The organism is Kribbella antiqua (assembly GCF_004345665.1).
Classification (GTDB): Bacteria; Actinomycetota; Actinomycetes; order Propionibacteriales; family Kribbellaceae; genus Kribbella; species Kribbella antiqua.
This window is the reverse complement of the sequence record NZ_SLWR01000003.1, coordinates 144,155-167,172: the sequence shown is the minus strand read 5'-3', so window position 1 is coordinate 167,172 and position 23,018 is coordinate 144,155. Positions and strand designations below refer to the sequence as shown.

The window sequence follows — 23,018 nt, the reverse complement described above, 5'->3', positions numbered from 1 at the left end:
CACTACTGCAGCTCGAGGTCGAGCTTGGTCACGCCCTCGGTGCCGACCTTGGCGAGCAGCTCCGCCACCGGCCCGTGCCCGGGCAGCACCGCGTCCCGCTCGATGTCGAGCCAGGGCGCGAGGACGAACGCACGCTCGTGCGCCCGCGGATGCGGCACGGTCAGCTCCTCGGACTCGATCGTCTTCTGGCCGTACGTGATCAGGTCGACGTCCAGCGTCCGCGGCGCGCCCGGCACGCTGCGCTCCCGGCCGAACGCCTGCTCGATCGCGTGCGCGCGGTCAAGCAGCGTGTCGACCGACAGCGTGGTGTCGGCGAGCAGTACGACGTTCAGGTACGGCCCGGACTCCTCCGGGCCGCCCACCGGCTGGGTCTCGTAGACGGGCGAGACCTCGACCACCACGACGTCCGGGGTGTCCCGCAGCGCGTCGACCGCGCCCTGCAGGTTCGCCTCACGGTCGCCGAGATTGCTGCCGAGCGACAGGATCACCTGGCGGATCGGCTTGAGGCCACCGCTCAGGGTGTCCGCGTCGATGACGTGGGGACTAGGGGTCTCAGTCACGAGGATTCTCCGGCTCTGCGCTGCACGGTCAGGACAACGTCGTCGAACGGCACCGTGATCGGCGCCGAGGGTTTGTGGATGGTCACCGCGGTCGCTGTCACCCGCCGGTCGGCGAGGCACAGGTCGGCGATGCGCTGGGCGAGGGTCTCGATCAGGTCCACCGGATCGCTTTCGATCGCTTTGTGCACCTGTTCGGCCACCACCCCGTAGTTCACGGTGTCGGCCAGGTCGTCGGAGGCCGCCGCGGGCCGGGTGTCCAGCTCCAGCCGGACGTCCACGACGAACTCCTGCCCGTCGGCCCGCTCGTGCTCGAACACTCCGTGGCGGCCGAAGCCCCGAATCCCACGGATCTCGATCACGTCAGAGGGGAGCACGGGCCCACTCATTCCGCCTCCTCCGTTTGGCCCCCAGACGACAGTACCGGGGAGGCATGGTGGATCCACAACCGCCAGCCGGAGGAAGTTCTGCGGAAGACGTTGGTGGCCAGCGCCTTACCTCCGGCGAATCCCTCCTCGGGCGCACCCTCGCCCGACGACAGGACATTTTCCGTACACGTGACGTATGCCACGTCTTCATCCACCCGTACCTGCACGTCGGTCAGGAAGAACTGGATGTACGGCGTGTTGGCGAAGATCATCGCCCAGGCCCTCATCATCTCCGAGTACCCGTAGATCGCCGCGTTACCGGGGTGGATGCAGACCGGATCCGGCTCCGGCAGCCAGACCGCCGCCATCAGGTCCAGGTCACCGGCCTCGAACGCGTTGTAGAACGCGGTGTTGGCGTTCAGTACGACGTCCTCCACCGTGGCACCGCGCGCAGCACCCTCACCGTTGGTGCCGTGTCGCGGACCGCCGGGTCCGTCCGTCATGCCGTTCCCCATCTCTTCGCCACCCGGACCGCGTCCGCGCTGGGCGCCACCGCGTGGGCCCGGACACACCAGGCTCCCGCGGCGGCGGCCAGGGCGGATACAGCCGCGCTCGCATCGTCTCGTCGTACGGCCGGTCTGGGTTCACCGGTCTGCTCGTCGGCGAGCAGCCTACCGAGGAACGCCTTCCGGGACGCACCGATCAGCAACGGTCTACCCAGTACGGCGAATTCCCGCAGCCGGCGCAGAATCTCCCAGTTGTGGTCCGCGTTCTTGGCGAAACCTAGGCCGGGGTCGAGCGCGACCCGGTTCAGGTCGACGCCGGCATGGCGCATCGCCTCGAGGCGTTCGCCCAGTTCGGCGATCACCTCGGCGACGACGTCGTCGTACTCGGCCTTGTTCTGCATGTCGATCGAGTGTCCCCGCCAGTGCATGCAGACAAACGGCGTACGGCGATCTGCCACCAGCGGGAGCATGTCCGGGTCGGCCTGGCCGCCGGAGACGTCGTTGATCATCACCGCGCCGGCGTCGAGTGCGAGCGCCGCGACGTTCGCGCGCATGGTGTCGACCGAGATCAGCGCGCCCTCGGCCGCGAGGGTCTCGATCACGGGCAGGACCCGGCGGATCTCCTCCTCCGGCGCCGGGCGCTCAGCCCCGGGGCGGGTCGACTCGCCGCCGATGTCGAGCAGGTCCGCGCCCTCCGCGAGCAGCTCCCGCCCGTGCTTGATCGCCGCTCCAGGCTCGAACCACTCGCCGCCGTCGGAGAACGAATCCGGCGTCACGTTGACAACACCCATCACGAGACACCGGTCCAGCACCGGCAGCCCGTCAACATGTCCCGCCAACCCATTACCCACCCGACCACCGTAGTGGCCCCCACCCCCAACCCCAGACCCGAGGCCCGGAGCGGCTCAGTTCACGCCGAGCCGGGAGTTGTGGCCCGGGTATCCACCCCGCTCAGTTCACGACGAGCCGGGAGTTGATGACCTCGAGGGCCTCGGCACCCGCTCAGTTCATGACGAGTTGGGAATTCGTGGCTTCCAGAGCCTCGGCGATGGGCTGGGCATAGGACTCGTTGGTGCGGCCGGTCTTCTCCAGGCACTGGCCGTCGATGAGGGCGGCGCCGCTGGTGATGCCCTGGGCGTAGTTGCCGGTCATGTTCGCGCCGCCGGAGTCACCGGCCTCGACGCAGGCCGTGTGCTGGAACAGGCCGCGCACGATCCGGTTGTTGCCGTAGTTCACCGTGACGTTGCGGGCGACGATCTTCCCGCAGGTCCAGCCGGTGCTCTTCCCCGACTTGCACAGCGTGGAGCCGACCGTCTGGTTCGCGATCCCCTTGACCGCGATGTTCCCGGCACCCCAGCCCTCGACGTACCCCTGCTGGTCCCAGCCCTGGATCACGTCGACCGTGCCGTAGTCGTTGCCGGGGAAGCTCGACGACTGGGTGTTGCCCAGCACGTATCCGTTCCGCGAGAACGACGGCTTGCCCGCCGTACAGTGCCCGGCGGTGAGGAAGATCCGGGTGCCCTTCGAGGTCCGCGCGTTGAAGCCGAGCGAGCACACGTAGCCGGTGTTCTTGTCCACCTGGACCCCGCCGCGCAGGCTGAAGTCGTCGGCGGTGGTCGTCACCTGGCCGGCCGCGGTCCGGATCGTGACCTGGTCGCCGTTCTCCTTCGCCCGGCGGAGGAACCGCTCGGTGAACATGTCGTGCGCGCCGTTCGGCACCGTGACGACAACGGTCCCGGAGACGGGGTCGACGTACCAGGACCTGACCTTGCCGGCGCTCGAGCCGGTGGCGAGGCGGTTCAGCTCGCCCAGTACGGCGTTCAGCTGGCCGGCGGTGTAGCGGACCAGCTTCGGGATCGCACCGGCCTGGCGGACCAGCTCGGCGGTGGCCAGATCCGACACCGCGACGACCAGCGCGCCGGCGTCGTCGTAGTAGCTGCCCACCACGCCCGAATCCGACCCGAGCTGCGTCTCGAGCGCCTCCGCGACCAGCGGCGACTGCTCCGTCACCCGCCCGACGGCTCCCTGCTGACCCGGCTGGCCTGCCTTCTGCCCGGTCTGCTTGGTCCGCGTCTCAGCGGTGGCCCAGTTCGCCGCGACCAGCCCGGCAGCCGTCAGTACGACGACCCCAGCTAGTGCGGCGCCGACCCGGAAACGCCCCGACATCCTGTCCTCCCTCACGCCGGCACCCGATCCCCGTCGACCGAATGCCACTACGGAAAGTAAACGCTCGGAGACAGAATGTCCACAGGTTCCAGCTTTCAAACCACAACGACAGAGAGGCCGGGAAAGCTACGGCCGCCCTGGCAGGAGGGTGGGCAGGCGATGGGTCAGCTGACGATCAGGCTCATGGCTTCGGCTCGGGTGACCGGGTTGCGGAGCTGGCCGCGGACGGCGGAGGTGATGGTCTTGGCGCCGGGTTTGCGGACGCCGCGCATGGTCATGCAGAGGTGTTCGCACTCGATCACGACAATCACCCCACGCGCCTCGAGCAGCTCGACCAGGGAGTCGGCGACCTGGGTGGTGAGCCGCTCCTGCACCTGCGGGCGTTTGGCGTACACGTCCACCAGCCGCGCCAGCTTGGACAGCCCGGTGATCCGCCCGTCGCGGTTCGGGACGTACCCGATGTGCGCCACCCCGGTGAACGGCACCAGGTGATGCTCACACAGGCTCCACACCTCGATGTCCTTGACCAGGACCATCTCGTCGTGGCCGATGTCGAACGTTGTGGTGAGCACGTCCTCAGCCCGCTGCCCCAGTCCGCCGGTCATCTCGGCGTACGCGCGGGCCACCCGGGCCGGGGTCTCATGGAGCCCTTCGCGGTCGGGATCCTCGCCGATCGCGATGAGGAGCTCCCGGACCGCCCGTTCCGCCCGCGCATGATCGAACTTCGGCGACGTCATCGGGCCACTCCTCCACGACTCACTGGGACTCGCACGTTACCCGCTCGGTTAACCAGAACGCCGCCACCCGGAGCGGGTGGCGGCGTTCAGGAGCTCAGTCCTTCGGCGAGGGCGGCGTCGGGCCGCTGCCGTAACTCGGCGGCTTGACGGCCTCGTCCGGGCCGACCGCACCGCCCGGCAGTACGTCGGACAGCGAGCCGTTCTGCTCGCCGCGGGTCGGCACCGGCATCACCGGCGGCTGATCCGACGGCACCCGGGTGGACGAGCCGGTCCAGGCCGGCCGCCGCTCGCGCTTGATCACCGGGCTGAACACCCGGGCGATCTCGTGCTTGTCCAGGGTCTCCTTCTCCAGCAGCTCCTCGACCAGGTGGTCCAGCACCGCGCGGTTCTCGACCAGGATGTCGAAGGCCTCCTGGTGCGCGTTCAGGATCAGCTTGCCGACCTCTTCGTCGACCGCCGCGGCGATCTCCTCGGAGTAGTTGCGCTGGCTGCCCAGGTCGCGGCCCAGGAACGGCTCGCTGCTGTCCTGGCCGAACTTGATCGCACCCAGCCGCTCGGTCATGCCGTACTGCGTGACCATCGCCCGGGCGAGTGCGGTCGCCTTCTCGATGTCGTTGCTGGCGCCGGTGGTCGGGTCGTGGAAGACCATCTCCTCGGCCGCACGACCGCCGAGCATGTAGGCGAGCTTGTCCAGCATCTCGGACCGGGTGGTCGAGTACTTGTCCTCGTCCGGCATCACCATCGTGTAGCCGAGCGCCCGGCCACGCGGCAGGATCGTCACCTTCTGCACCGGGTCGGAGTGCGGCAGGGCCGCGGCAACGAGAGCGTGCCCGCCCTCGTGGTACGCGGTGAGCACCTTCTCCTTGTCCGACATCAGCCGGGTCCGGCGCTGCGGGCCGGCGATGACGCGGTCGATCGCCTCGTCCAGCGCCCGGTTGTCGATCACCTGCATGTTGCCGCGCGCGGTGAGCAGGGCGGCCTCGTTCAGCACGTTGGCCAGGTCCGCACCGGTGAATCCCGGCGTACGACGGGCAACGGCGGTCAGGTCCACGTCCTGTGCCATCGGCTTGCCGCGGGCGTGCACCTTCAGGATCTGCTCGCGGCCGGGCAGGTCCGGCGCGTCGACGGCGATCTGCCGGTCGAAGCGGCCGGGCCGCAGCAGCGCCGGGTCGAGGACGTCGGGCCGGTTGGTGGCCGCGATCAGGATCACACCGCCGCGGACGTCGAAGCCGTCCATCTCGACCAGCAGCTGGTTCAGCGTCTGCTCGCGCTCGTCGTGACCGCCGCCGAGGCCCGCGCCACGGTGCCGGCCGACGGCGTCGATCTCGTCGATGAACACGATCGCCGGGGCGTTCGTCTTGGCCTGCTCGAACAGGTCGCGGACCCGGGAGGCACCGACACCGACGAACATCTCGACGAAGTCCGAACCGGAGATCGAGTAGAACGGCACGCCGGCCTCACCGGCGACCGCACGGGCCAGCAGCGTCTTACCGGTACCGGGCTGGCCGTACAGCAGCACGCCCTTCGGGATCTTCGCGCCGACCGCCTGGAACTTGCCCGGTTCCTGCAGGAACTCCTTGATCTCGCCGAGTTCCTCGATCGCCTCGTCACAGCCGGCCACGTCCGCGAAGGTGGTCTTCGGGGTGTCCTTGGTGATCAGTTTCGCCTTGGACTTGGCGAAGCTCATCACCCGCGATCCGCCGCCCTGCATCGAGTTCATCAAGAAGATGAAGACGACCGCGATCAGCAGGAACGGGATCAGCGTGGAGAACACCTGGCCGATGAAGCTCGGCTTCGGGTTCTCGACGTCGTACCGCTCGATCTTGCCGTCGGAGAACAGGGTCTGCAGGTCGGCGCCGAGGGTGTTGCCCTGGCCGTCGACCCAGTGCGCCCGCACCTTGGTGCCGTCGGTCTTCTCGACCCTGATCTCCTGGTCCGGGTCGATCAGCGTCACCGACTTGATCGTTTTGTCGCTCGACGACTTGGCCTGCTGGATCAGCTGGACGACCTGGCCGGTCGGCTCGGTCTTGTACCCGGTCGAGCCGGTCAGGAGCTGTCCGATCACCAGTACGCCCAGGAAGGCGACGACGATCCAGAACAGGGGTCCGCGGAAGATGCGCTTCACGTCCATGATCGAGGCCTACGCCCCGTCCCTCCTAGCTCGGCAGGCCCGGGTTTGCGGGCTTGAGACGGTAACACCAGTCCAAGTGTCTCGTGCCGGGCAAGCCTGCCGACCACGAGGGTCACCGAACGACGGTACGAGCCAGTTGTACAGGCCGTCACCAAGTCTGCCCCGGTATCGCGGGCACAGGCACCCCTCCGGGCGCATTTCTGCCCAGATCCGGGCAACCCGCCTGAGTCAGGAGTAGACGTGCGGCGCGAGCGTCGCGACGCAGCGCAGGTTGCGGTACTTCTCCGCGTAGTCGAGCCCGTACCCGACGACGAACTCGTCCGGCAGCTCGAGCCCGACGTACTTGACCGGGACCGCCATCTTGGCCGCGTCCGGCTTCACGAACGCGGTGCAGAGCTCCAGCGAGGCCGGCTTGCGCGACTCCAGGTTGCTGACCAGCCAGCTCAGCGTCAGGCCGGTGTCGATGATGTCCTCGACGATCAGCACGTGCCGGTTGGTGATGTCGGTGTCCAGGTCCTTCTGGATCCGGACCACCCCGGACGACTTGGTGCCCGACCCGTACGACGAGATGGCCATCCAGTCCATCTCGATGTGCCGGCTGAACGACCGGGCCAGATCGGCCATCACCATCACCGCGCCGCGCAGGACGCCGACGATGAGGAGGTCCTTGCCCTCGTAATCCTGCTCGATCCGGCCGGCCAGTTCCCGCAGCTTCGCCAGGATCTGATCCTCGGTGTAATGGATCTTGCTCAGGTCCTTCTCGATGTCCGCCGCATCCACGTGGCTCAGCCTGTCACATCGATCCCGAGGACGATGAATCCGCCCCGTCGGACCGCGCGAACCCCCTGCGGCAGGTCGATCCATCGCTGTCCCCGCCAGCCGGTCACCAGCGCGTCAACAGCCGCGATGTGCCCGGCAGTGAGGTCAGTCGCCCTGCAGCCAGCCTCCAGCGCAGCCTGCCGGAGCACCCGAGTCCGTATGGCGTCAGGCGCCGTCTCGAGCACACCGACGTCGCAGTGCACCTCATCATCAGTACGACGTACTGCGCTCTCCGCGAGCTCAGCCGCGAGCATGTCGAGCGCATCCGCATCGGCCCGGAGCAGTCCCGCCGTACGGGCCAGAGCTTCGAGCACTCCAGGGCCGAGTGCCTCCTCCAGGATCGGGAGCACCTCGTGCCGGACTCGGACCCGGGTGTACTGCGGGTCGTCGTTGTGCGGGTCGTGCCAAGGGCGGAGCCCGGACGCCACGCATGCTGCTGCCGTAGTAGCGCGTGGCAGCTCCAGGAACGGTCTCCTGAGCAGTCCGGCAACCGCAGCCATCCCTGCCAGCGAGCGAGCACCAGAGCCCCTCGCCAGCCCCAACAAAACAGTCTCGGCTTGGTCATCGCGAGTGTGAGCCAGCAGTACGACGTCCGCCGCGGACTCGTCGGCCGCGTCGCGTAGAGCGTCGTACCGGGCTGTCCTGGCGGCTCCCTCGGGACCGCCCTCAGCACCGACCTCTACGGCCTTCACGTGGACCGGGTCGAGTCCGAGCGTGCGGCACTGTTCCGCGGCTGTCTCTGCGATCTGGGCAGAGTCGGACTGGAGGCCGTGGTCGACGATGACAGCACCCGCCTGCAGCCCCAGCTTGGGCGCTTCGAAGGCGGTCGCGGCGGCCAGCGCCAGGGAGTCGGTGCCGCCGGAGCAGGCGACCAGGACCGTGGTGTCTCGCGGCAGGTCGGCCAGCATGGCCCGGACCGCCTCCCGGGTCCGGGCGACGGCTGGGTGCAACCGACCGCGCCGGCTCTCCACGAGCTCCTCCGCTGCGTCGTGGTGCCTGCCCGGATGAGCGCCGCCGTCAGCGCTCCCGGCGTCAGCCGTGGAGTCGGGTGACCCAGGCATCGGGGTTCGCAATCTCGGTCTTGGTGGGCAGGGTGTTCGGGCCGGTCCAGACCCGGTTGAAGCCTTCCATCCCGACCTGGTCGACCACCCGGCGGACGAATGCGGCTCCGTCCTTGTATTGCCGCAGCTTGGCATCCAGGCCGAGCAGCCGCTTCAGCAGCTGGTCCACCGGGTTGCCGCTCTGCCGGCGCGAGGTGAACTTGGCCCTGATCGTGTCGACAGTCGGGATCACCGAGGGACCGACCCCGTCCATGACGAAGTCGGCGTGGCCCTCCAGCAACGACATGACCGCGGTCAGGCGGTCCAGCACCGCCCGCTGCTCAGGCGACTGCATCAGGTCCACCAGGCTCAGCTCGGCCTCGCCCCGTACCGACCGTGCCAGCCGCTGCACGGCCTCCCGGAACATCGCCGCGTACGCCGACGGGTCCAGCTCGGCCTGGTCGAGGAACAGCGCGATCTCTGCCCGCAGGTGGTCCCGCAACCACGGCACCGCCGTGAACTGCACCCGGTGCGTCTCCTCGTGCAGACACACCCACAACCTGAAGTCCCGCGGTACGACGCCCAGCTCGGACTCCACGTGCATGACATTGGGTGCGACCAGCAGGAGCCGGCCGGTGAGACCAGGCCGGTCCGGATCCGGCTCGGACGGGTAGAACGGGTCGAACTGGCCCAGCACCCGGGAAGAGAGGAAGGCGAGCAGCGCACCGGCTTCGATCCCCGTCACCCGCGAGCCGACCGCGGACGACAGCCCGCCGGAACGCTCGGCCTTCTCGCGCAGCTTCTCCGCCAGCGGCTTCAGCACGGTCCGGAAGCCGTCCGCGTTCGCCTGCACCCAGCCGGGCCGGTCCACGATCACCACCGGCGCGGTGGCCGAGGTCGCGTGCAGCCCGGTGAACTCCCGCACGTGGTGCTCGGAGTCGGCCGCGAACTGGCGCAGCTCGGCGACCACCTGATCCGCCTCGGCCCGACTGACCGCCGGCCCGGGCCGGAGCAGCTTGCGCGCCACTCCCGTCGCCAGCTGCCAGTCGACCATCTCGGCCGTGGTCCCGCCTTCCGCCGTACTCATGTTCCGACCCTAGTCGGTATGTCCCAACAAGCGCCTGTTCTCAGGAGGCGCAGCCGCAATTGGCGAGCGCTGCGGCGGCTCGGTCGAGGGCTGCGCGTGCGGCCAGAGTCTTCGGGACCGCAACGCTGTCAGACGCGACTGCGAAGACCAAAAGCGTGCCAGTGCGGTCGCGGGCGTAGCCGGCCAGGCTGTGGACGCCGGTGAGCGTGCCGGTCTTCGCATGGACCAGTCCGGTTCCGGCGCTGGCGCCAGGCCCGGCGAAGCGGTCCTCGAGACTGCCGCTGAACCCTGCAACCGGCAGCCCGGTCAGCAGGTGCCGCAGCTCCGGGTGCTGGCTCGACGCCGCAACCCGGACCACGCCGGCCAGCAACTCCAGCGGGACGTGGTTGATCCGGGTCAGGCCGCTTCCGTCGTAGATCTTCGCCCTGCTGACGTCCAGACCGAGCTGGGTGAGGGTCGCGCGTACCCCTTTGATCCCACCGGCGTACGACCCGCCGTTCTTGGTGGCCAGCCCCACCTGCCGCAGCAGAACCTCGGCGCCGTCGTTGTCGCTGTGCAGGTTCACGTACTCGACGATTTGCCCGACGGTCGGCGACAACACCTGTGCGACTGCCTGGGCGGAGGCCGGCGCGTCCGTGGGCCTGGGCGGGTTGGCCACCGTGATGCCAAGGGCCTTCAATTGAGCGGAGAAGACACTGGCCGCCGCTTGCGACGGAGAGTCGGCCCGCTTCGCCTTGCCCGAGGTCAGGCGCCCCTCGTTCACCCAGAGCGCGGAGGTGCGCGCCGCGATGCCTTCGGTGATGTAGTTCGGCTCCCAGTTCGCGTTGGCGGCCGGTCCGGTGAACAGCGAGGCGTCGTACCCCAGGGTGATGCTCCGGACGCCCTGAGCCTTCAGCGCCTTCGCCGTACTCGCGGCGAGGTCCTGCAACGTCGCGGGAGTGGGGTAGGCGCTGGAGTCGCTCGGGCGCTTGGAAGCGAGCAGCGGGTCGCCGCCACCGACCAGGACGATCGAGCCCTTGGCGACGCTGACGACCTTCGAGGTGAACCTGTGGTCCACTCCCAGCGTCTCCAGCGCCGACACCGTGGTCAGCAGCTTCAGCGTGGAGGCCGGGGTGTACGTCGTCGCCGTACCAGCGGAGAACACCGGCTTGCCGCGGGAGGCGTCGTACACGTAGATCCCGCGGTGCGTGCCGAGCGCGGGGTCGGCGAGGATCGGCGCCAGCACCTTCCGCACCCCGGCAGCCGTCGGCGCGACGCCTTCGGTTGTCGCAGGGCTCAGCACTGCGGGCGCGGTCCGCTCCTGCGAGGCTCCTGCGCTCGCGCCGCTGGCCGGGCTCAAACATAGAGCCGTGGCCAGCAGCGTGACGAACACCGCACGGGGAGGACGGACCACCGGGCTGCTCCTGTCAATCGGTCGGTCGGAACCGTGACAGTATCTGCCGTATGGAGTTCGACGTCTTCATCGAGATCCCCAAGGGCACCCGCAACAAGTACGAGCTGGACCACAAGACGAACCGTCTTCGGCTGGACCGGACCCTGTTCACGGCCACCCAGTATCCGTCCGACTACGGGTTCATCGAGGACACCCTCGGTCAGGACGGCGACCCGCTGGACGCACTGGTGCTGCTGACGGAGCCGACGTTCCCCGGCTGCCTGATCCGGGCGCGGGCGATCGGGATGTTCCGGATGACCGACGAGAAGGGCCCGGACGACAAGGTCCTCTGCGTGCCGGCCGGTGACCCCCGCCAGGAGCACCTGCGCGACATCCACCACGTGCCCGAGTTCGACCGGCTGGAGATCCAGCACTTCTTCGAGGTCTACAAGGACCTGGAGCCGGGCAAGTCCGTCGAGGGCGCCACCTGGGTCGGCCGCGCCGACGCCGAGGCCGAGATCAAGGCCTCCTTCGACCGCCTGAAGACCCAGGCCCACTGGGACTAGGCCGTGTCTCTCGATCCCCTGCCGTCGCGAGCAGGTGCTCGGCGGAGTGCCTCGGTGCGCTGGAGTGAAGGGCTCGATGCGGATCCATCATGCCCTTCACTCCAGTGCAGCGAGGTGCCCGCCGAGTGCCGCGCAGTAGGCAGGGGATCGGGAGACACGGCCTAATCCCCGGTCAGCCGGTCCAGTAGCTGCAGCAGGGTTTTGCGCTCTGTTGCGGTCAGGGGCTCCAGGAGCTCCGACTCCGCCGCGAAGATCAGCTGGTCCATCGCGACCAGCTGTTTCTCCCCGGCCTCGGTGATCGCGACGATCTTCCGTCGCCGGTCCCCCGGATCAGTCCGCCGTACGACGTACTCCAGCTCCTCCAGCTCGTCGAGCAGCGTGACCAGGTCGCTCCGGTCGAACCCGATCCGGTCGGCCAGCGTCGCCTGTGCCGCCTCGCCGTCGTCGGCCAGACTCGCCAGCACGTGATAGTGCTGGCTCCGCACGTCCGCCGCGGCCATGTGCTGCCGGACCAGCCGCTGTGACTGCTGGCTGGCCCGCCCCAGCGCCCACAGCACCCGATCGGCCAGCCGGTGCTTCGACGACTTCATCCCGCCACTCTAGGGGTTGACCTGGCCGGCACTATCGTGGGAATCTCCCATTATTTACACCTCCCACGATATGGAGATTCTGATGCGCGCAGTGCGCTACCACGAGTACGGCGGCCCGGAGGTCCTGCGACTGGAGGACGTCGCCGTACCGGAACCCGGCAGCGGCCAGGTCCTGATCGAGGTCGAGGCGATCGGCGCCAACGCGATCGACGCGGCCCTCCGGTCCGGCAACACCCCGTGGGACAGACCGTTGCCTGCCGCTCTGACCGGCGACGTCGTCGGCCGGATCAGCAAGCTCGGCCCCGACGCACCTCCTGGAGTCGCCGTAGGCCAGCGGGTCGCCGCGCTCGCCGAGGACGCCTTCGCCGAGTACGCCGTCAGCGACTTCGTGGTCCCGATCCCCGACGACGCCGACGCGGGCGAGGCATCGATGATGTCGATGACCGCGCCACTCGCCCTCCGGCTGCTCGAAGCCGGCCGGATCCCCGCAGGCGGCACGATCCTGATCCACTCCGCGGCCGGCACGATCGGCCACCTGGCCGTCCAGCTGGCCCGCTTCTTCGACCCGAAGACGATCATCGGTACGGCGTCCTCCGCCGCGCGACTCGACTTCATCCGCTCGATCGGCGCCGACGCCGCGGTCAACCTGACCGACGAGAACTGGCCGGACCAGGTCCGCGCGGTCGCACCCGATGGTGTCGACACCATCCTCGACGCCGTCGGCGGCAAGGTCTTCGACCAAGGCATGGAACTCCTCAACCCGCTCGGCACGATGGTCACGTACGGCGCGATCAGCGGCGAACTTCCAACCGTCCCCGCAAGCTCCCTGTTCGGGTTGAAGTCGGTCACCGGCGTCGGCATCGTCGGCTGGCGCACGATCCGCCCCGCCGAGGCCCGCGCAGACGTCGCCGAGGTCGTCCGCCGCTGGCAGGCCGGAGACCTACGGCCGGTCGTCGACACCACCTATCCGCTGGCCGAGGTCGCCCGCCTCCACGAAACCCTCGACGCACGCAAGAACCTCGGTCGCCTGATCGCGATCCCCTGAACCTCACCACCCCAGCCGACCAAGCACATCCACCCCCTCCCTAAACCGGTTTGGGGAGCAACACCCACCCGAAACGACCAGCCGCACTCCCCAAACCCGCTCGAGAGGTGAGGCAAGCTCGGCCCCACCCGGTCCGGCGCGCCGCCGGCTCGCCCCGTCTGGCGCGCCGCCGGCTCGGCGCCGTCCGGGCTCGGCCGGGTCACCCGACTGGGGCCGGCTTGGGTCGTTTGGGGAGCGGCGCCTGTCGAATTGAGTGTGCGCCGCTCCCCGAAGCGGTTTAGTGGTGGGCGGCAGCTGTCCCCGAAGCGGTTTGGGGCGTGAGGGCGGTGGTGTCGGCTTAAAATCTGCGGGTGGAGCTTCGGCAGATGCGGTATTTCGTGGGGGTGGCCGAGGAGCTGCATTTCGGGCGGGCGGCCGAGCGGTTGTACATCTCGACGCCGACGCTGAGCCAGCAGATCAAGCAGCTCGAGCGCGAGGTCGGCACCACCCTGCTGATCCGGCACAGCCGCGGCGTCGAACTGACTCCGGCCGGACAAGTGTTCCTCGCTCGCGCCCGCGAGACGATCCAGGCGGCCGGCCTGGCGCTGAAGGACACGCGGCGGGCGGCCGGCCTGGACGAGCCGGTGCTCCGCCTCGGACTGCTCAACGGCGTACCGGGATGGTTGCCCGCGGCCCTCGAACAGCTCGCCACCGAACGCCTCCCGGACAGCACCGTCACCCTCTCGGCCGGCACCACCACCGAGCAACTCCGGATGCTGACCGCGGGTGAAATCGATCTGGCTCTTGTCCGTACGCCGATCACGTTGCCGCCAGCAACTATGTCGGAAGACCTGGCCGAGGAAGAGCTCGGCGTGTTGCTGACAGCAACACATCCGCTGGCCGCGAGTACGGAGATCACCTTCGACGATCTCACCGGTCTGGAGCTGATCTGGATCCCGCGGGCCGCGGCACCCGAGTTCTACGACGACGCGATCGCCCGGCTCCGCAGCCGGGTCCGGATCAGCGACATCAGTATGAGCCAAGCCCAGCTGCGTTCGGCGCTGCTGGTCCGGCGGGAGGCGATCAGCCTCGCATCACGCCGCGCCGCGACCCCCGACGTCGTCTGGCGACCGCTGAAAGGCCGCCCGCTGATCGCGCAGTACGCCGCCGTCTGGCGCACTGACTCACGCAACCCGGTGCTGCAGGCAATGACCGTTAGCCCCGGCCTAACGGTGGTTAGACAACAAGTCGTGGATGACTGAGGCCTTGGGTGGTTGGCTCGAATCAACCATCCAAGGAGGTTTGAGGTGCATGTAGTCATCGTCGGCGGCAGCTCCGGTATGGGCCGCGCGCTGGCCGCTGAACTGGTTGCCCAGGGCAGCGAAGTCACCGTGGCCGGTCGTTCACTCGACAAGCTGCAGGCGGTACACAAGGAACTCGGCGTCCGGACCGTTGCCATGGACCTCGGTGTCGAAGCCGACATCGAGAGACTGTTCGAGACCACCGGCAAAGTCAGCCACATCGTCACCACCGCGGCCGACGTCGGCGGCGCCTACCAGCCGATCAGCGAGTACGACGTCGAGGCCGCCCGCTCGGCGGTCGACTCCAAGCTGCTCGGCCCGCTCCTGCTGGCCAAGCATGGTGCGCCACTACTCGAACCGGGCGGCTCGATCGTGTTCACATCGGGAATCGCGGCATACCGTCCGGGGCCGAGAGCATCGTTGCTCGCGGCACTCAACGGCGCGCTGGCATCGCTCGCATCCGCGCTGGCTGTCGAACTCGCGCCCGTACGGGTCAACGTCGTATCGCCCGGCTGGGTGGACACGCCGATCTGGCAACACGTCGCCGGCGACGCCACAGCGGCGACGCTGGCCGCGATGGCCGAACGCCTGCCGGTCGGGCGGATCGGCCGCACCCAGGACATCGCGGACGCGATCATCGCCCTGCTGCGCAATGGATTCATCACTGGCACCGTCCTGCACGCCGACGGCGGTCACCGGCTGGTCTAGTAGGAAGCACTACGGTCGGCCGAAGAAGTCGGGCGGCTCCCAGTAGTACACGCTGTCGATCTGCACCGGCTTGCCGGTCCGCGGCGCGTGGATCATCTCACCGTCGCCGAGATACATCGCCACGTGGTGGATCGTGCCCGGGTCGTCCGGGTTGATCGCCCAGAAGATCAGGTCGCCGGGCCGCAGCTCGTCCTCGTCGATGTGCTGGATCTGCTCGTACTGCGCGACGCTGTAGTGCGGCAGCTGCACCCCCGCCCGCTCCCAGGCGCCCTGGGTCAGGCCCGAGCAGTCCCACCGCGACGGCCCGGTGCCGCCCCACAGGTACATGTCACCGAGCTGGGCGAGCGCGAAGTTGATCGCAGCCCGAGCGCCCTTCCGCGAACCATGACCCGGGTTGGGCCGATCAGGCATCGGCTTGTCGTGGTGCTTCTTCTGCTCGCGCTTTTCCCGCGCCTTCTCGGCCGCATCCCGGGCCCGCTCGGCGGCTTCCCGCGCCCGCTCGGCGGCTTCCCGGGCTGCGATCCGGCGGCGCAGCTCGGCGGCCTTCTTCGCAGCGAGCGCGGCGGCTCGTTGTCGCGCAAGCTCCTCGAGCCCCCGTTGCCGCTGCGCGGCCACCTGGATCGACGTGTTCTGCAGTACGGCGAGCTGAGCGATCGCCTGCTTGCGCTGGACCCCCATCGCCGTCACCGCCGACGCCTGCGCGGCCTCCGCCGCCTCGGCCGCCTGCTTCGCCTTCGCGGCGGCGTCGGTCGCCGCCTTCACCTTGGTGACGGCCTGGTCGGCCTGCACCTTGAACAGGTTCGTCACCACCTGCGTTGCGGTGAATCGCAAGTACGAACCCTGCATCGCGGCCGACACCGAGTGCGCCGCGCCGGCGGAGTCGAGCAGTTGCTGCGGGCCCTCCGCGGAGAACAGCGGCGCGAGCTTCGCCACATCGCCACCACCTTGGTACGACGCCGCGGCGAACCGGCCGATCTGCTGTCGCTGGGTCGCCAGCGTCTTCTCCGCCTGAGCCGCGCGGGCGGCGGCGGCCGCAGCGTCCGCCTTCGCCAGCTGCAATTTGTAGACCGCGCCGTTGTAGGCCTCGTCCGCGATGCCGGACTGGACGCCGAGCTGCTCGAGCCGGGCGTTCGCCGCGGCCAGCTGCTGCTCGATCGCCTTGACCTGAGCGGCCTTCGCGGCGGCGGCCTGCTTGGCCCGCTCGACCGCGGCCTTGGACGGAATCACCGGCGGCTTGGGTTTGGGGTCGGCCTGCGCCGAGACCGGGATCAGTGCCATCGAGCCGGCCAGGCAGATCGCCAGCACCCCGGAGAGCAGTGCCCTGCCGGTCTTCCCAGTGCCCGCGACCCGCCCGCCGGACGTGGCCCGCGAGGGCGTCCGCATCGGGAGGTTCCTTCCGCCGGTCACGAGCCCCTTCCCCAGGGTTCGTGAACTTTTGGTCCTCTTGGACCTCATAGGCGACACTAGTTGCCTTCAGCCCCATTGGGAACACTTTTCACACAAGTAACTTTGTTGCACCTGCGTGTCGACTTGACAAACTACAAGCTTGTAATTCCACACCGCCCGTGACCAAGCAGGTGCCGAGGGCAGAAAAACGGCGCCCGCCCGGCAAAGCCGGAGGGCGCCGTCAAACGTTTGGTTCAGCGGAGGTTGTACGAGGCAACCACCGGTAGATGGTCCGAGGCGAGGCTCAGCGGCACCGACGCGGCCGTCGGCTCCAGCTGTGAACTATGCAGCAAATAGTCGATGCGGGCGGTCGGATTGTCAGCCTCGATCGTGTAGCCGGGACCGACGCCGACCTCGGGCCAGGTGTCGTTGAGCAGCGCGGTCAGCGTCTTGATCTCCGGAGCGTCCGGACGCGCGTTCAGGTCACCGACCAGCAGCGTCGGCGTCGTCGACGTCCCCAGCAGCGAGACCACCTTCTGCGCCTGTTCGAGTCGCTCGGAATTGTTGTTGCTGGTCAGATGCGTGTTCGCGAATCGCAGGTCCGCCCCGCGCACCTTGATCGACGCAACAGCCAGACCGCGCTGCTCCCCGGTCGGGTAGAGCGGCAGCAGGGTGTTGCTGAAGTCCTGGATCGGGTACCGCGAAAGGATCGCCGTACCGTATTGCCGCCGCGGCTCGCCTGGATTCAACGGCGGCAGATCCAGGTTGGCGGCGTACGCGTAGTGCATCTTCAGGCGCTGCGCGAACCACGCCGGCTGGTCGACCCAGTTGCTGCGCGCACTCCAGTGCCGGTCGACCTCCTGCAGCCCGACCACATCCGCACCGGACTTCTCGATCAGTACGGCGATCCGCTCCAGATCGAGGGCACCGTCGATACCGGCGCCGTGGTGGATGTTGTACGTCATCACCGTCAAGGGACGGGCGGGCCGGCCGGTGGATTCGGCGGCGGCCGCGGTAGGCAAGAGCATCAGCAATCCCGCGATCGTGACCAGCAGAAGTCTGCGCATGCTCTCAATCCTGTCGGGAAAGCGGCGACACCCGCGGGAAATCCGGGTGTCGCCGCCCGGAACATCAGTGCGCCAGCCGCGCGACCGCGCCCTTGGCACCGGAGGCCCAGCAACCGGCCTGGAGTCCGTGACCCGCGCACTCCACGCTGTCGAAGCTGCCGTCGTAGAACTGCTTCCAGCTGCGTCCGCCGTCGTAGCTGACATCGCTCCCCGACGGTCCCACCGCGACCACGGTTGACGCGGCCCACGGCACGAACGCCGACCCACTCCGGTACCCCTTCGGCGCCTTGTCCGCCGGGACCAGCTTCCAGGTGCGGCCTCCGTCGGACGTGACGGAAGCGGCCTTCACGGCCTCGGTCGGCTTGAGGAAGTCGCCGCCGACCGCGACCCCGAACAGCGGACCGCGGAACGCCAGGCTGAAGATTCCCGCCGCATCGCCGCTCGCCATCGGCGAATCCGCCACCGTCCAGCGCTTCCCACCGTCGACCGTCCGGAACACCCGAGGCCGATCCCCGCCGCCGGTCGCGAACCACGCCGTACGTCCAGGTCCGGCCACCAGGCAGGTCCCGCTCGCCGCGAACGCGAACTCGCCCGGCAGCGCGTCCGGCATCCCGGCCGTCGGCTGCACCTGCCACGACTTGCCGCCGTCAGACGTCGCCGCGATCCGGAACTTCCCGTCCACGGGGTCGCTCAACGCCAGGCCATGCTTGTTGCTATTGAAGGCGAGGCAGTCGTAGAACGCATTCGGGTCGGTGTTCCGGAACGTCTCGGTCCACGACTTGCCGCCGTCCGCGGTCCGGTAGATCCGCGAGTCTTCGCCGGTCCCGATCGACAGGATCACCGCCCGCTGAGCGTCGAACGCCTCCACATCCCGGAACTGCAACGCCGACGCCCCGGCCGGACTCACGTTCTGCCAGCTCTTCCCGCCATCAACAGTCCGCAGTACCGTCCCGCCGGTCCCGCCCACCCACGCGACGTCCTTACTGACCGCCGACAGCCCCCGGAACTGCGCCGTACTCCCGGTCGGAGTCAGCTCCCACTGGTACGACGGACTCGCCTGGGCGGGGACGAGCTGAGACATCAACAGCAGACCTCCTGCCGCAATCGCGGCCACACGCAGGATTCTCATCCGCGCAACCTAACCCACTCCGGCGCCCGTCCCGAAGACCTTCAGCGGTTCAACGCACCGGATCGAGTGTCTGACTTCCGAGCACTGCCAGCAGTTGCAGCTTCTCCGCGCTCTCGCTGCCGGGGGTCGCGGTGAAGACCAGGAGGGTCTGCTGCCGGTCCCGGTTGTCGATCAGCTCGCAGTACAACTCGAGCTCGCCGACGACGGGGTGGTTGAACCGCTTGGTCCGGCTGTGTGCGATGCCGATCTCGTGCGCGTCCCAGATCTCCGCGAACTCCGGACTCAGCTTCTGCAGTGCGTGAACGATCGAGGCGGCGTACGACTTCGGGCCGTCGGCCGTGACAACCGATCGCAGCGACGAGACGAGGACCCGGCTGTGCGTCGAGACCTCGGGTTCGCGATACATCGCCCGCGACGACGGATCGGCGAACCAGCGATAGACCTCGCTGCGTGCCATCCCGGTGTAGTTGGTCTGCTCACCGGCGAAGGCAATGTGGGCCGGTGTCTGCGCGAGTGTCTCGCCGCACCGATTGATCAGCATCGCGGGCGTGTCTTGCAGCCGGTCGAGGATCCGCAGCATCCCCGGGTCGACGTGGCAGTCGCGCGTCGGCCGCGGCGGCGTACCGTGCCCCGCGAGTACGAACAAGTGGTCGCGCTCCTCCATCGTCAGCCGCAGTGCGCGAGCGATCGAGCCCAGCATCTCCACCGACGGCTGCGGACCCCGGCCGCCTTCCAGTCGGCTGTAGTAGTCCGTCGACATCGAGGCCAGTGCCGCGACCTCCTCGCGCCGAAGTCCAGGCGTACGACGGCGCCGGCCACGCGGCATCCCGACGTCCTCGGGCTGCAGGGCCTCGCGGCGTTTGCGCAGGAAATCGGCCAGGTCGCTGTACTCCATGCATCCAGTGTCCCGAACCGTCGGCCGTTATCCACTGCTTGCCAAGCAGTGGCTGAACCGAGCCTGGTTCGGTCCGCGAGACGGCCACAGCCTGGAGCCATGAAAACGACTGGCAACACGATCTTCATGACCGGCGGTACGTCGGGTATCGGCCTCGGACTGGCCCGGAAGTTTCGCGACCTGGGCAACACAGTGATCATCAGCGGTCGGCGCAAGGACCTGCTGGATCAGATCGCCGCCGAGGACGGCATCGAGGGCATCACCCTCGACGTAGCCGACCCGGACTCGATCACCGCCGCCTTCGAGACCGTCACCACGCAGTACCCCGACCTCAACGTCGTGGTCACGATGGCGGGCATCATGCAGATCGAGGACCTGCACGACCCGGCCCACCTGGCCACGGCCGAGCAGATCATCGACATCAACCTGCTCGGGACGATCCGCACCATCACCGCGTTCACGCCGTACCTGCTGAAGCAGCCGGACCCGGCGATCCTCACCGTCACGTCCGGGCTGGCGTTCGTGCCGCTGGTGATCACCCCGACGTACAGCGCCACAAAGGCAGCGATCCACAGCTACACGCAAAGCCTGCGGAAGCAGCTCGCGGACACCCCGCTTCAGGTGATCGAGGTGGCCCCGCCGGCGGTCCGGACGGCTCTGCTCAACCAGGAGAACGACGAGCGCGCGATGCCGCTCGACGAATACCTGACCGAGACCGTCGAGCTCCTCCAGCAGCACCCCGGCGCCGACGAGATCCTGGTCAACCGCGTCCGCTTCCTCCGCGACGCCGAACGCGAGAGCCGGTACGACGCAACGTTCACAGCGCTCAACGGCTAGTCAGACAGGGCTTCTTCGATGCGTTCGACCTTGGCGGTGAGCTGACCGGTGTAGCCGGGACGGATGTCGGCCTTCAAGACCAAGCTGACCCGCGGCGAGACGGCCGCGACCACGTCGACAGCCTGCTTGACCACCGCCATCACCTCGTCCCACTCACCTTCGATATTGGTGAACATCGCGTTCGTCTCGTTCGGCAGGCCGGAGGCGCGGACCACGCGAATGGCTTCCGCCACCGCCTGGCTCACGCCTCCGGTCTCGTCACCCGCGGACGGGCTGATGCTGAATGCAACGATCATGCATCTAGTGTCCCGTTCACGGCCTTGTTTGCACGATGGCGGTGTCCAGGTGCGTGCATCGCAAGGCGGAGAAGCGTCCTCGATGCGGGTTTCATCGTGGACGCTTCTCCAACGCAGCGAGGTGCGTGCCTGGGCGCCGCCAGCGTGTGAAGAAGGCCGTTAACGGGGCACTGGTTTGTCAGCACCCTCCTCGGCCGCACGGCGCTCGGCCGCGGTCGTCGTCAGCAGCGACTTCTCCTTGATGAACAAGATGGCGACCAGCGCCAGTACGGCGATCGGCACCGAGATCACGAACAAGTCCGCGGTCGCGTTCCCGTACGCCTCCTGGACGGCGACCTTGACCTCCGGCGACAAGGTCTTGAGGTCCGGCACGGCACCGCCACCGCCCGAGGACCCGTCCATCCCGAGCGACGTGGCGACCCTGTTCGCGAGTACGGCGCCCAGCGCGCTGACGCCGATCGTCCCGCCCATGCTCCGGAAGAAGCTGACCACCGACGTCGCCGCTCCGAGCTCTCGCGCCGGTACGTCGTTCTGCGCCGCGAGTACGAGGTTCTGCATGACCAGACCCACGCCGACACCGAGGACCGCCATGAACAGCGAGATCCGGACGGTACCGGTGTGCGCGTCGATCGTGCCGAGCAGGCCGAGCCCGACCGGCAGCAGCACACCACCGGCGACCAGGTAGATCTTCCACTTGCCGTACTTCGTGATCAGCCCACCGGCGATCGTCGAGGACACCAGCATTCCGAAGATCATCGGCAAGCTCATCAGACCCGCCTTGGTCGGCGAGTGCCCCTGAGCGATCTGGAAGTACTGCGACAGGAACACCGAACCGCCGAACATGGCCAGGCCGACCAGCATGCTGGCGACCACGGACAGGGTGAGGGTCCGGTTGCGGAACAGGTCGAGCGGGATGATCGGCTCCGGGTGCCGCGCCTCGACCACCACCGCGATCGCGAGCGCGACCAGCGCTACGGCGACCAGGGCCAGGCTCCAGCCGGACACCCAGTCGAACTTGTTGCCGGCGAATGTCGACCAGACCAGGATCACGCTCACACCGGTGGTGATGAGCAGCGCGCCCCACCAGTCGATCTTCACGTCCCGGCGGATCGTCGGCAGCTTCAACGTCCGGTGCAGCAGGATGATCGCGGCCAGGCAGAACGGCACACCGATCAGGAAGCAGGCCCGCCAGCCGAGCGGCGAGTCGACCAGGAAGCCGCCCAGCAGCGGGCCGCCGACGGTCGCCGAGGCGAAGATCGCGCCGAAGATGCCGGAGTACCGGCCGAGTTCACGCGGCGGGATGATCGCCGCCATCACGATCTGCACCAGCGCGGTCAGGCCGCCGGCACTGATGCCCTGGACGACGCGGCTGGCGAGGAACAGCTCGACGTTCGGAGTGAAGCCGGCCACCAGCGAACCGACCACGAAGAACGCGAGCGACAGCTGGACCAGCAGCTTGTTGTTGTAGAGGTCCGCCAGCTTGCCCCACAACGGCACAGTCGCCGTCATCGCGAGCAGTTCGACGGTGACCACCCAGGTGTAGACGGACTGGCTGGCCTCGAGCTCGGAGATGATCCGCGGCAGTGCGGTCGACACGACCGTGCCGGCGAGGACAGCGACGAGCATGCCCATCATCAACCCTGAGATCGCCTGCACGGTCTGTCGCGGTGCGAGCGCGGCTTCGGTTGGTTCGGTGATGGTCTCCGCTGTCAAAGTTCCCCCAGTTGTGGTGATGTCGTTGTCGCTGACCTCGCCGGAGACATCCTCCGGCGACGAGGTCGTGGTCATCTGTGCCCCTTCTGTGAAACGGTCTTTCCGAAGGCCGGATCGATGCCTTCGGCAAGTAGTTGGAAACCCTCGTCGACCAGCTCGCGGATCGGCCGGTCCGGGACGTGTTTGTGCAGTTCCATCGCCACCCGGCAAGCGGCTCCGGCCGCGCTGACGACGAGCGCCGGCCGGACCGATGAGGCCGGCTCCCCCATCCGCTCGGCCAATGCCGCGGTCAACTGCCTCTCGTCGTCGAAGCTGGACAACATGAGCTGGTAGAGCAGAGCGGGCGACCGCATGATCAGTTCGCCGCGCTCCGACATCGAGCCTTCGCCCTCCAGATCACGCAGTATGTCGTGAACGATGAACCACATCGTGGTCAGCGGCGACTCCTCGGCCGGTGCCTCGCGCATCCGGATCAGCGCCAACTCGAGGTGCTCGGGATTGCGCCCGAGGATCGCGTACTCCTTGTGCGGGAAGTAGTTGAAGAAGGTGCGGACCGATACGTCCGCCGCCTCGGCGATCTCGTCGACCGTGACGTTGTCCGGCCCCTTCTCCACCGCCAGCCGCAACGCCGCCGCGGCCAGCGCCGCCCGGGTTTCCCGCTTCTTCCGCTCCCGCAGCCCTTGACTCACCGACCAAGCGTAGGAACAAACTTGCAGTCACTGC

General features: G+C 68.4%; 24 protein-coding genes. 5 read left to right on the top strand and 19 right to left on the bottom strand.

The annotated features are described in order from the left end of the window. Nucleotides 1–2: 2 nt before the first annotated feature. From folK to dacB, 11 genes are all read right to left on the bottom strand, one after another. Nucleotides 3–560: a 2-amino-4-hydroxy-6-hydroxymethyldihydropteridine diphosphokinase gene (folK, locus tag EV646_RS10185; protein WP_132146620.1), complete on the bottom strand. Its 558-nt coding sequence runs from the start codon at nt 558–560 to the stop codon at nt 3–5. Next, nucleotides 557–946: a dihydroneopterin aldolase gene (gene folB / locus EV646_RS10180; RefSeq protein ID WP_132146617.1), complete on the bottom strand. Its 390-nt coding sequence runs from the start codon at nt 944–946 to the stop codon at nt 557–559. The genes folK and folB overlap by 4 nt, the downstream gene beginning before the upstream one ends. Next, nucleotides 943–1,428: a nuclear transport factor 2 family protein gene (locus EV646_RS10175; protein WP_199236917.1), complete on the bottom strand. Its 486-nt coding sequence runs from the start codon at nt 1,426–1,428 to the stop codon at nt 943–945. Before EV646_RS10175 ends, folB begins: the two co-directional genes overlap by 4 nt. Continuing rightward, complete coding sequence (gene folP, locus EV646_RS10170) at nt 1,425–2,222, bottom strand: dihydropteroate synthase (RefSeq protein ID WP_132147781.1); 798 nt, start codon at nt 2,220–2,222, stop codon at nt 1,425–1,427. Before folP ends, EV646_RS10175 begins: the two co-directional genes overlap by 4 nt. A gap of 211 nt (nt 2,223–2,433) precedes the next feature. Continuing rightward, entirely contained in the window at nt 2,434–3,597 is a 1,164-nt protein-coding gene (locus tag EV646_RS10165) for a S1 family peptidase (protein WP_132146614.1), read from the bottom strand. 164 nt (nt 3,598–3,761) lie between these two features. Then, nucleotides 3,762–4,334 carry a GTP cyclohydrolase I FolE gene (folE, locus tag EV646_RS10160; protein ID WP_132146611.1) on the bottom strand — a complete coding sequence of 191 codons (573 nt, stop codon included), beginning with the start codon at nt 4,332–4,334 and terminating at the stop codon, nt 3,762–3,764. Nucleotides 4,335–4,428: 94 nt separating this feature from the next. Continuing rightward, entirely contained in the window at nt 4,429–6,465 is a 2,037-nt protein-coding gene (ftsH, locus tag EV646_RS10155) for an ATP-dependent zinc metalloprotease FtsH (protein ID WP_132146608.1), read from the bottom strand. A gap of 228 nt (nt 6,466–6,693) precedes the next feature. Beyond that, a complete protein-coding gene (hpt, locus tag EV646_RS10150; protein ID WP_132146605.1) occupies nt 6,694–7,245 on the bottom strand; it encodes a hypoxanthine phosphoribosyltransferase in 552 nt (183 codons plus the stop codon). A gap of 5 nt (nt 7,246–7,250) precedes the next feature. Continuing rightward, nucleotides 7,251–8,255, bottom strand: a complete 1,005-nt coding sequence (tilS, locus tag EV646_RS10145; protein ID WP_241995725.1) for a tRNA lysidine(34) synthetase TilS — start codon at nt 8,253–8,255, stop codon at nt 7,251–7,253. Between the two features lie 61 nt (nt 8,256–8,316). After that, nucleotides 8,317–9,411, bottom strand: coding sequence for a zinc-dependent metalloprotease (locus EV646_RS10140; RefSeq protein ID WP_132146599.1), 1,095 nt, complete (start codon nt 9,409–9,411; stop codon nt 8,317–8,319). 40 nt (nt 9,412–9,451) lie between these two features. Then, a complete protein-coding gene (gene dacB, locus EV646_RS10135; protein ID WP_132146596.1) occupies nt 9,452–10,804 on the bottom strand; it encodes a D-alanyl-D-alanine carboxypeptidase/D-alanyl-D-alanine endopeptidase in 1,353 nt (450 codons plus the stop codon). A gap of 50 nt (nt 10,805–10,854) precedes the next feature. Here dacB and EV646_RS10130 point away from each other — a divergent pair, with 50 nt between their 5' ends. Further along, complete coding sequence (locus EV646_RS10130; protein ID WP_132146593.1) at nt 10,855–11,349, top strand: inorganic diphosphatase; 495 nt, start codon at nt 10,855–10,857, stop codon at nt 11,347–11,349. A 161-nt stretch (nt 11,350–11,510) separates the two neighbouring features. On the opposite strand, the gene EV646_RS10125 is transcribed toward EV646_RS10130, so the two are convergent. Next, on the bottom strand, nt 11,511–11,939 hold the full coding sequence (locus tag EV646_RS10125) for a MarR family winged helix-turn-helix transcriptional regulator (protein ID WP_132146590.1): 429 nt from the start codon (nt 11,937–11,939) through the stop codon (nt 11,511–11,513). An 82-nt stretch (nt 11,940–12,021) separates the two neighbouring features. On the opposite strand from EV646_RS10125, the gene EV646_RS10120 reads away from it, so the two are divergent. From EV646_RS10120 to EV646_RS10110, 3 genes are all read left to right on the top strand, one after another. Further along, the gene (locus tag EV646_RS10120; RefSeq protein ID WP_132146587.1) at nt 12,022–12,984 is read left to right on the top strand and encodes a quinone oxidoreductase family protein; all 963 of its coding nucleotides are present in this window, start codon (nt 12,022–12,024) and stop codon (nt 12,982–12,984) included. Nucleotides 12,985–13,334: 350 nt separating this feature from the next. Continuing rightward, nucleotides 13,335–14,225, top strand: coding sequence for a LysR family transcriptional regulator (locus EV646_RS10115; RefSeq protein ID WP_199236916.1), 891 nt, complete (start codon nt 13,335–13,337; stop codon nt 14,223–14,225). A 45-nt stretch (nt 14,226–14,270) separates the two neighbouring features. Further along, nucleotides 14,271–14,972 carry an SDR family oxidoreductase gene (locus EV646_RS10110; RefSeq protein WP_199236915.1) on the top strand — a complete coding sequence of 234 codons (702 nt, stop codon included), beginning with the start codon at nt 14,271–14,273 and terminating at the stop codon, nt 14,970–14,972. A 9-nt stretch (nt 14,973–14,981) separates the two neighbouring features. Here EV646_RS10110 and EV646_RS10105 read toward each other — a convergent pair whose 3' ends face one another. The 4 genes from EV646_RS10105 to EV646_RS10090 all read right to left on the bottom strand — a co-directional run bounded on the left by EV646_RS10105 (nt 14,982) and on the right by EV646_RS10090 (nt 19,449). Beyond that, complete coding sequence (locus EV646_RS10105; RefSeq protein ID WP_132146584.1) at nt 14,982–16,355, bottom strand: C40 family peptidase; 1,374 nt, start codon at nt 16,353–16,355, stop codon at nt 14,982–14,984. 257 nt (nt 16,356–16,612) lie between these two features. After that, on the bottom strand, nt 16,613–17,425 hold the full coding sequence (locus EV646_RS10100; RefSeq protein ID WP_132146581.1) for an endonuclease/exonuclease/phosphatase family protein: 813 nt from the start codon (nt 17,423–17,425) through the stop codon (nt 16,613–16,615). A 64-nt stretch (nt 17,426–17,489) separates the two neighbouring features. After that, nucleotides 17,490–18,554 (bottom strand): WD40/YVTN/BNR-like repeat-containing protein, encoded by a 1,065-nt coding sequence (locus EV646_RS10095; RefSeq protein ID WP_132146578.1) that lies wholly within the window; start codon nt 18,552–18,554, stop codon nt 17,490–17,492. Between the two features lie 49 nt (nt 18,555–18,603). Continuing rightward, on the bottom strand, nt 18,604–19,449 hold the full coding sequence (locus EV646_RS10090; RefSeq protein WP_132146575.1) for a helix-turn-helix transcriptional regulator: 846 nt from the start codon (nt 19,447–19,449) through the stop codon (nt 18,604–18,606). 99 nt (nt 19,450–19,548) lie between these two features. On the opposite strand from EV646_RS10090, the gene EV646_RS10085 reads away from it, so the two are divergent. Further along, complete coding sequence (locus tag EV646_RS10085) at nt 19,549–20,286, top strand: SDR family oxidoreductase (RefSeq protein WP_132146572.1); 738 nt, start codon at nt 19,549–19,551, stop codon at nt 20,284–20,286. Here the strand turns inward: EV646_RS10085 and EV646_RS10080 are convergent. The 3 genes from EV646_RS10080 to EV646_RS10070 form a co-directional block, all read right to left on the bottom strand. Next, on the bottom strand, nt 20,283–20,582 hold the full coding sequence (locus EV646_RS10080) for a thiamine-binding protein (RefSeq protein WP_132146569.1): 300 nt from the start codon (nt 20,580–20,582) through the stop codon (nt 20,283–20,285). The two genes, EV646_RS10085 and EV646_RS10080, sit on opposite strands and share 4 nt — an antisense overlap. Before the next feature lie 159 nt (nt 20,583–20,741). Next, complete coding sequence (locus EV646_RS10075) at nt 20,742–22,370, bottom strand: MDR family MFS transporter (RefSeq protein ID WP_132146566.1); 1,629 nt, start codon at nt 22,368–22,370, stop codon at nt 20,742–20,744. After that, a complete protein-coding gene (locus EV646_RS10070) occupies nt 22,367–22,984 on the bottom strand; it encodes a TetR family transcriptional regulator (protein ID WP_132146563.1) in 618 nt (205 codons plus the stop codon). The genes EV646_RS10075 and EV646_RS10070 overlap by 4 nt, the downstream gene beginning before the upstream one ends. Between the last annotated feature and the right edge of the window lie 34 nt (nt 22,985–23,018).

What these genes read in the sequence shown, in the direction of transcription:
- ftsH (WP_132146608.1), bottom strand. Translation starts at nt 6,465, where the DNA reads ATGGACGTGAAGCGCATCTTCCGCGGACCCCTGTTCTGGATCGTCGTC.
- folB (WP_132146617.1), bottom strand. Translation starts at nt 946, where the DNA reads ATGAGTGGGCCCGTGCTCCCCTCTGACGTGATCGAGATCCGTGGGATT.
- folE (WP_132146611.1), bottom strand. Translation starts at nt 4,334, where the DNA reads ATGACGTCGCCGAAGTTCGATCATGCGCGGGCGGAACGGGCGGTCCGG.
- EV646_RS10075 (WP_132146566.1), bottom strand. Translation starts at nt 22,370, where the DNA reads ATGACCACGACCTCGTCGCCGGAGGATGTCTCCGGCGAGGTCAGCGAC.
- EV646_RS10140 (WP_132146599.1), bottom strand. Translation starts at nt 9,411, where the DNA reads ATGAGTACGGCGGAAGGCGGGACCACGGCCGAGATGGTCGACTGGCAG.
- folP (WP_132147781.1), bottom strand. Translation starts at nt 2,222, where the DNA reads ATGGGTGTTGTCAACGTGACGCCGGATTCGTTCTCCGACGGCGGCGAG.
- EV646_RS10090 (WP_132146575.1), bottom strand. Translation starts at nt 19,449, where the DNA reads ATGGAGTACAGCGACCTGGCCGATTTCCTGCGCAAACGCCGCGAGGCC.
- EV646_RS10095 (WP_132146578.1), bottom strand. Translation starts at nt 18,554, where the DNA reads ATGAGAATCCTGCGTGTGGCCGCGATTGCGGCAGGAGGTCTGCTGTTG.
- EV646_RS10105 (WP_132146584.1), bottom strand. Translation starts at nt 16,355, where the DNA reads ATGCGGACGCCCTCGCGGGCCACGTCCGGCGGGCGGGTCGCGGGCACT.
- EV646_RS10125 (WP_132146590.1), bottom strand. Translation starts at nt 11,939, where the DNA reads ATGAAGTCGTCGAAGCACCGGCTGGCCGATCGGGTGCTGTGGGCGCTG.
- EV646_RS10130 (WP_132146593.1), top strand. Translation starts at nt 10,855, where the DNA reads ATGGAGTTCGACGTCTTCATCGAGATCCCCAAGGGCACCCGCAACAAG.
- EV646_RS10175 (WP_199236917.1), bottom strand. Translation starts at nt 1,428, where the DNA reads ATGACGGACGGACCCGGCGGTCCGCGACACGGCACCAACGGTGAGGGT.
- EV646_RS10120 (WP_132146587.1), top strand. Translation starts at nt 12,022, where the DNA reads ATGCGCGCAGTGCGCTACCACGAGTACGGCGGCCCGGAGGTCCTGCGA.
- EV646_RS10085 (WP_132146572.1), top strand. Translation starts at nt 19,549, where the DNA reads ATGAAAACGACTGGCAACACGATCTTCATGACCGGCGGTACGTCGGGT.
- EV646_RS10165 (WP_132146614.1), bottom strand. Translation starts at nt 3,597, where the DNA reads ATGTCGGGGCGTTTCCGGGTCGGCGCCGCACTAGCTGGGGTCGTCGTA.
- EV646_RS10100 (WP_132146581.1), bottom strand. Translation starts at nt 17,425, where the DNA reads ATGCGCAGACTTCTGCTGGTCACGATCGCGGGATTGCTGATGCTCTTG.
- EV646_RS10080 (WP_132146569.1), bottom strand. Translation starts at nt 20,582, where the DNA reads ATGATCGTTGCATTCAGCATCAGCCCGTCCGCGGGTGACGAGACCGGA.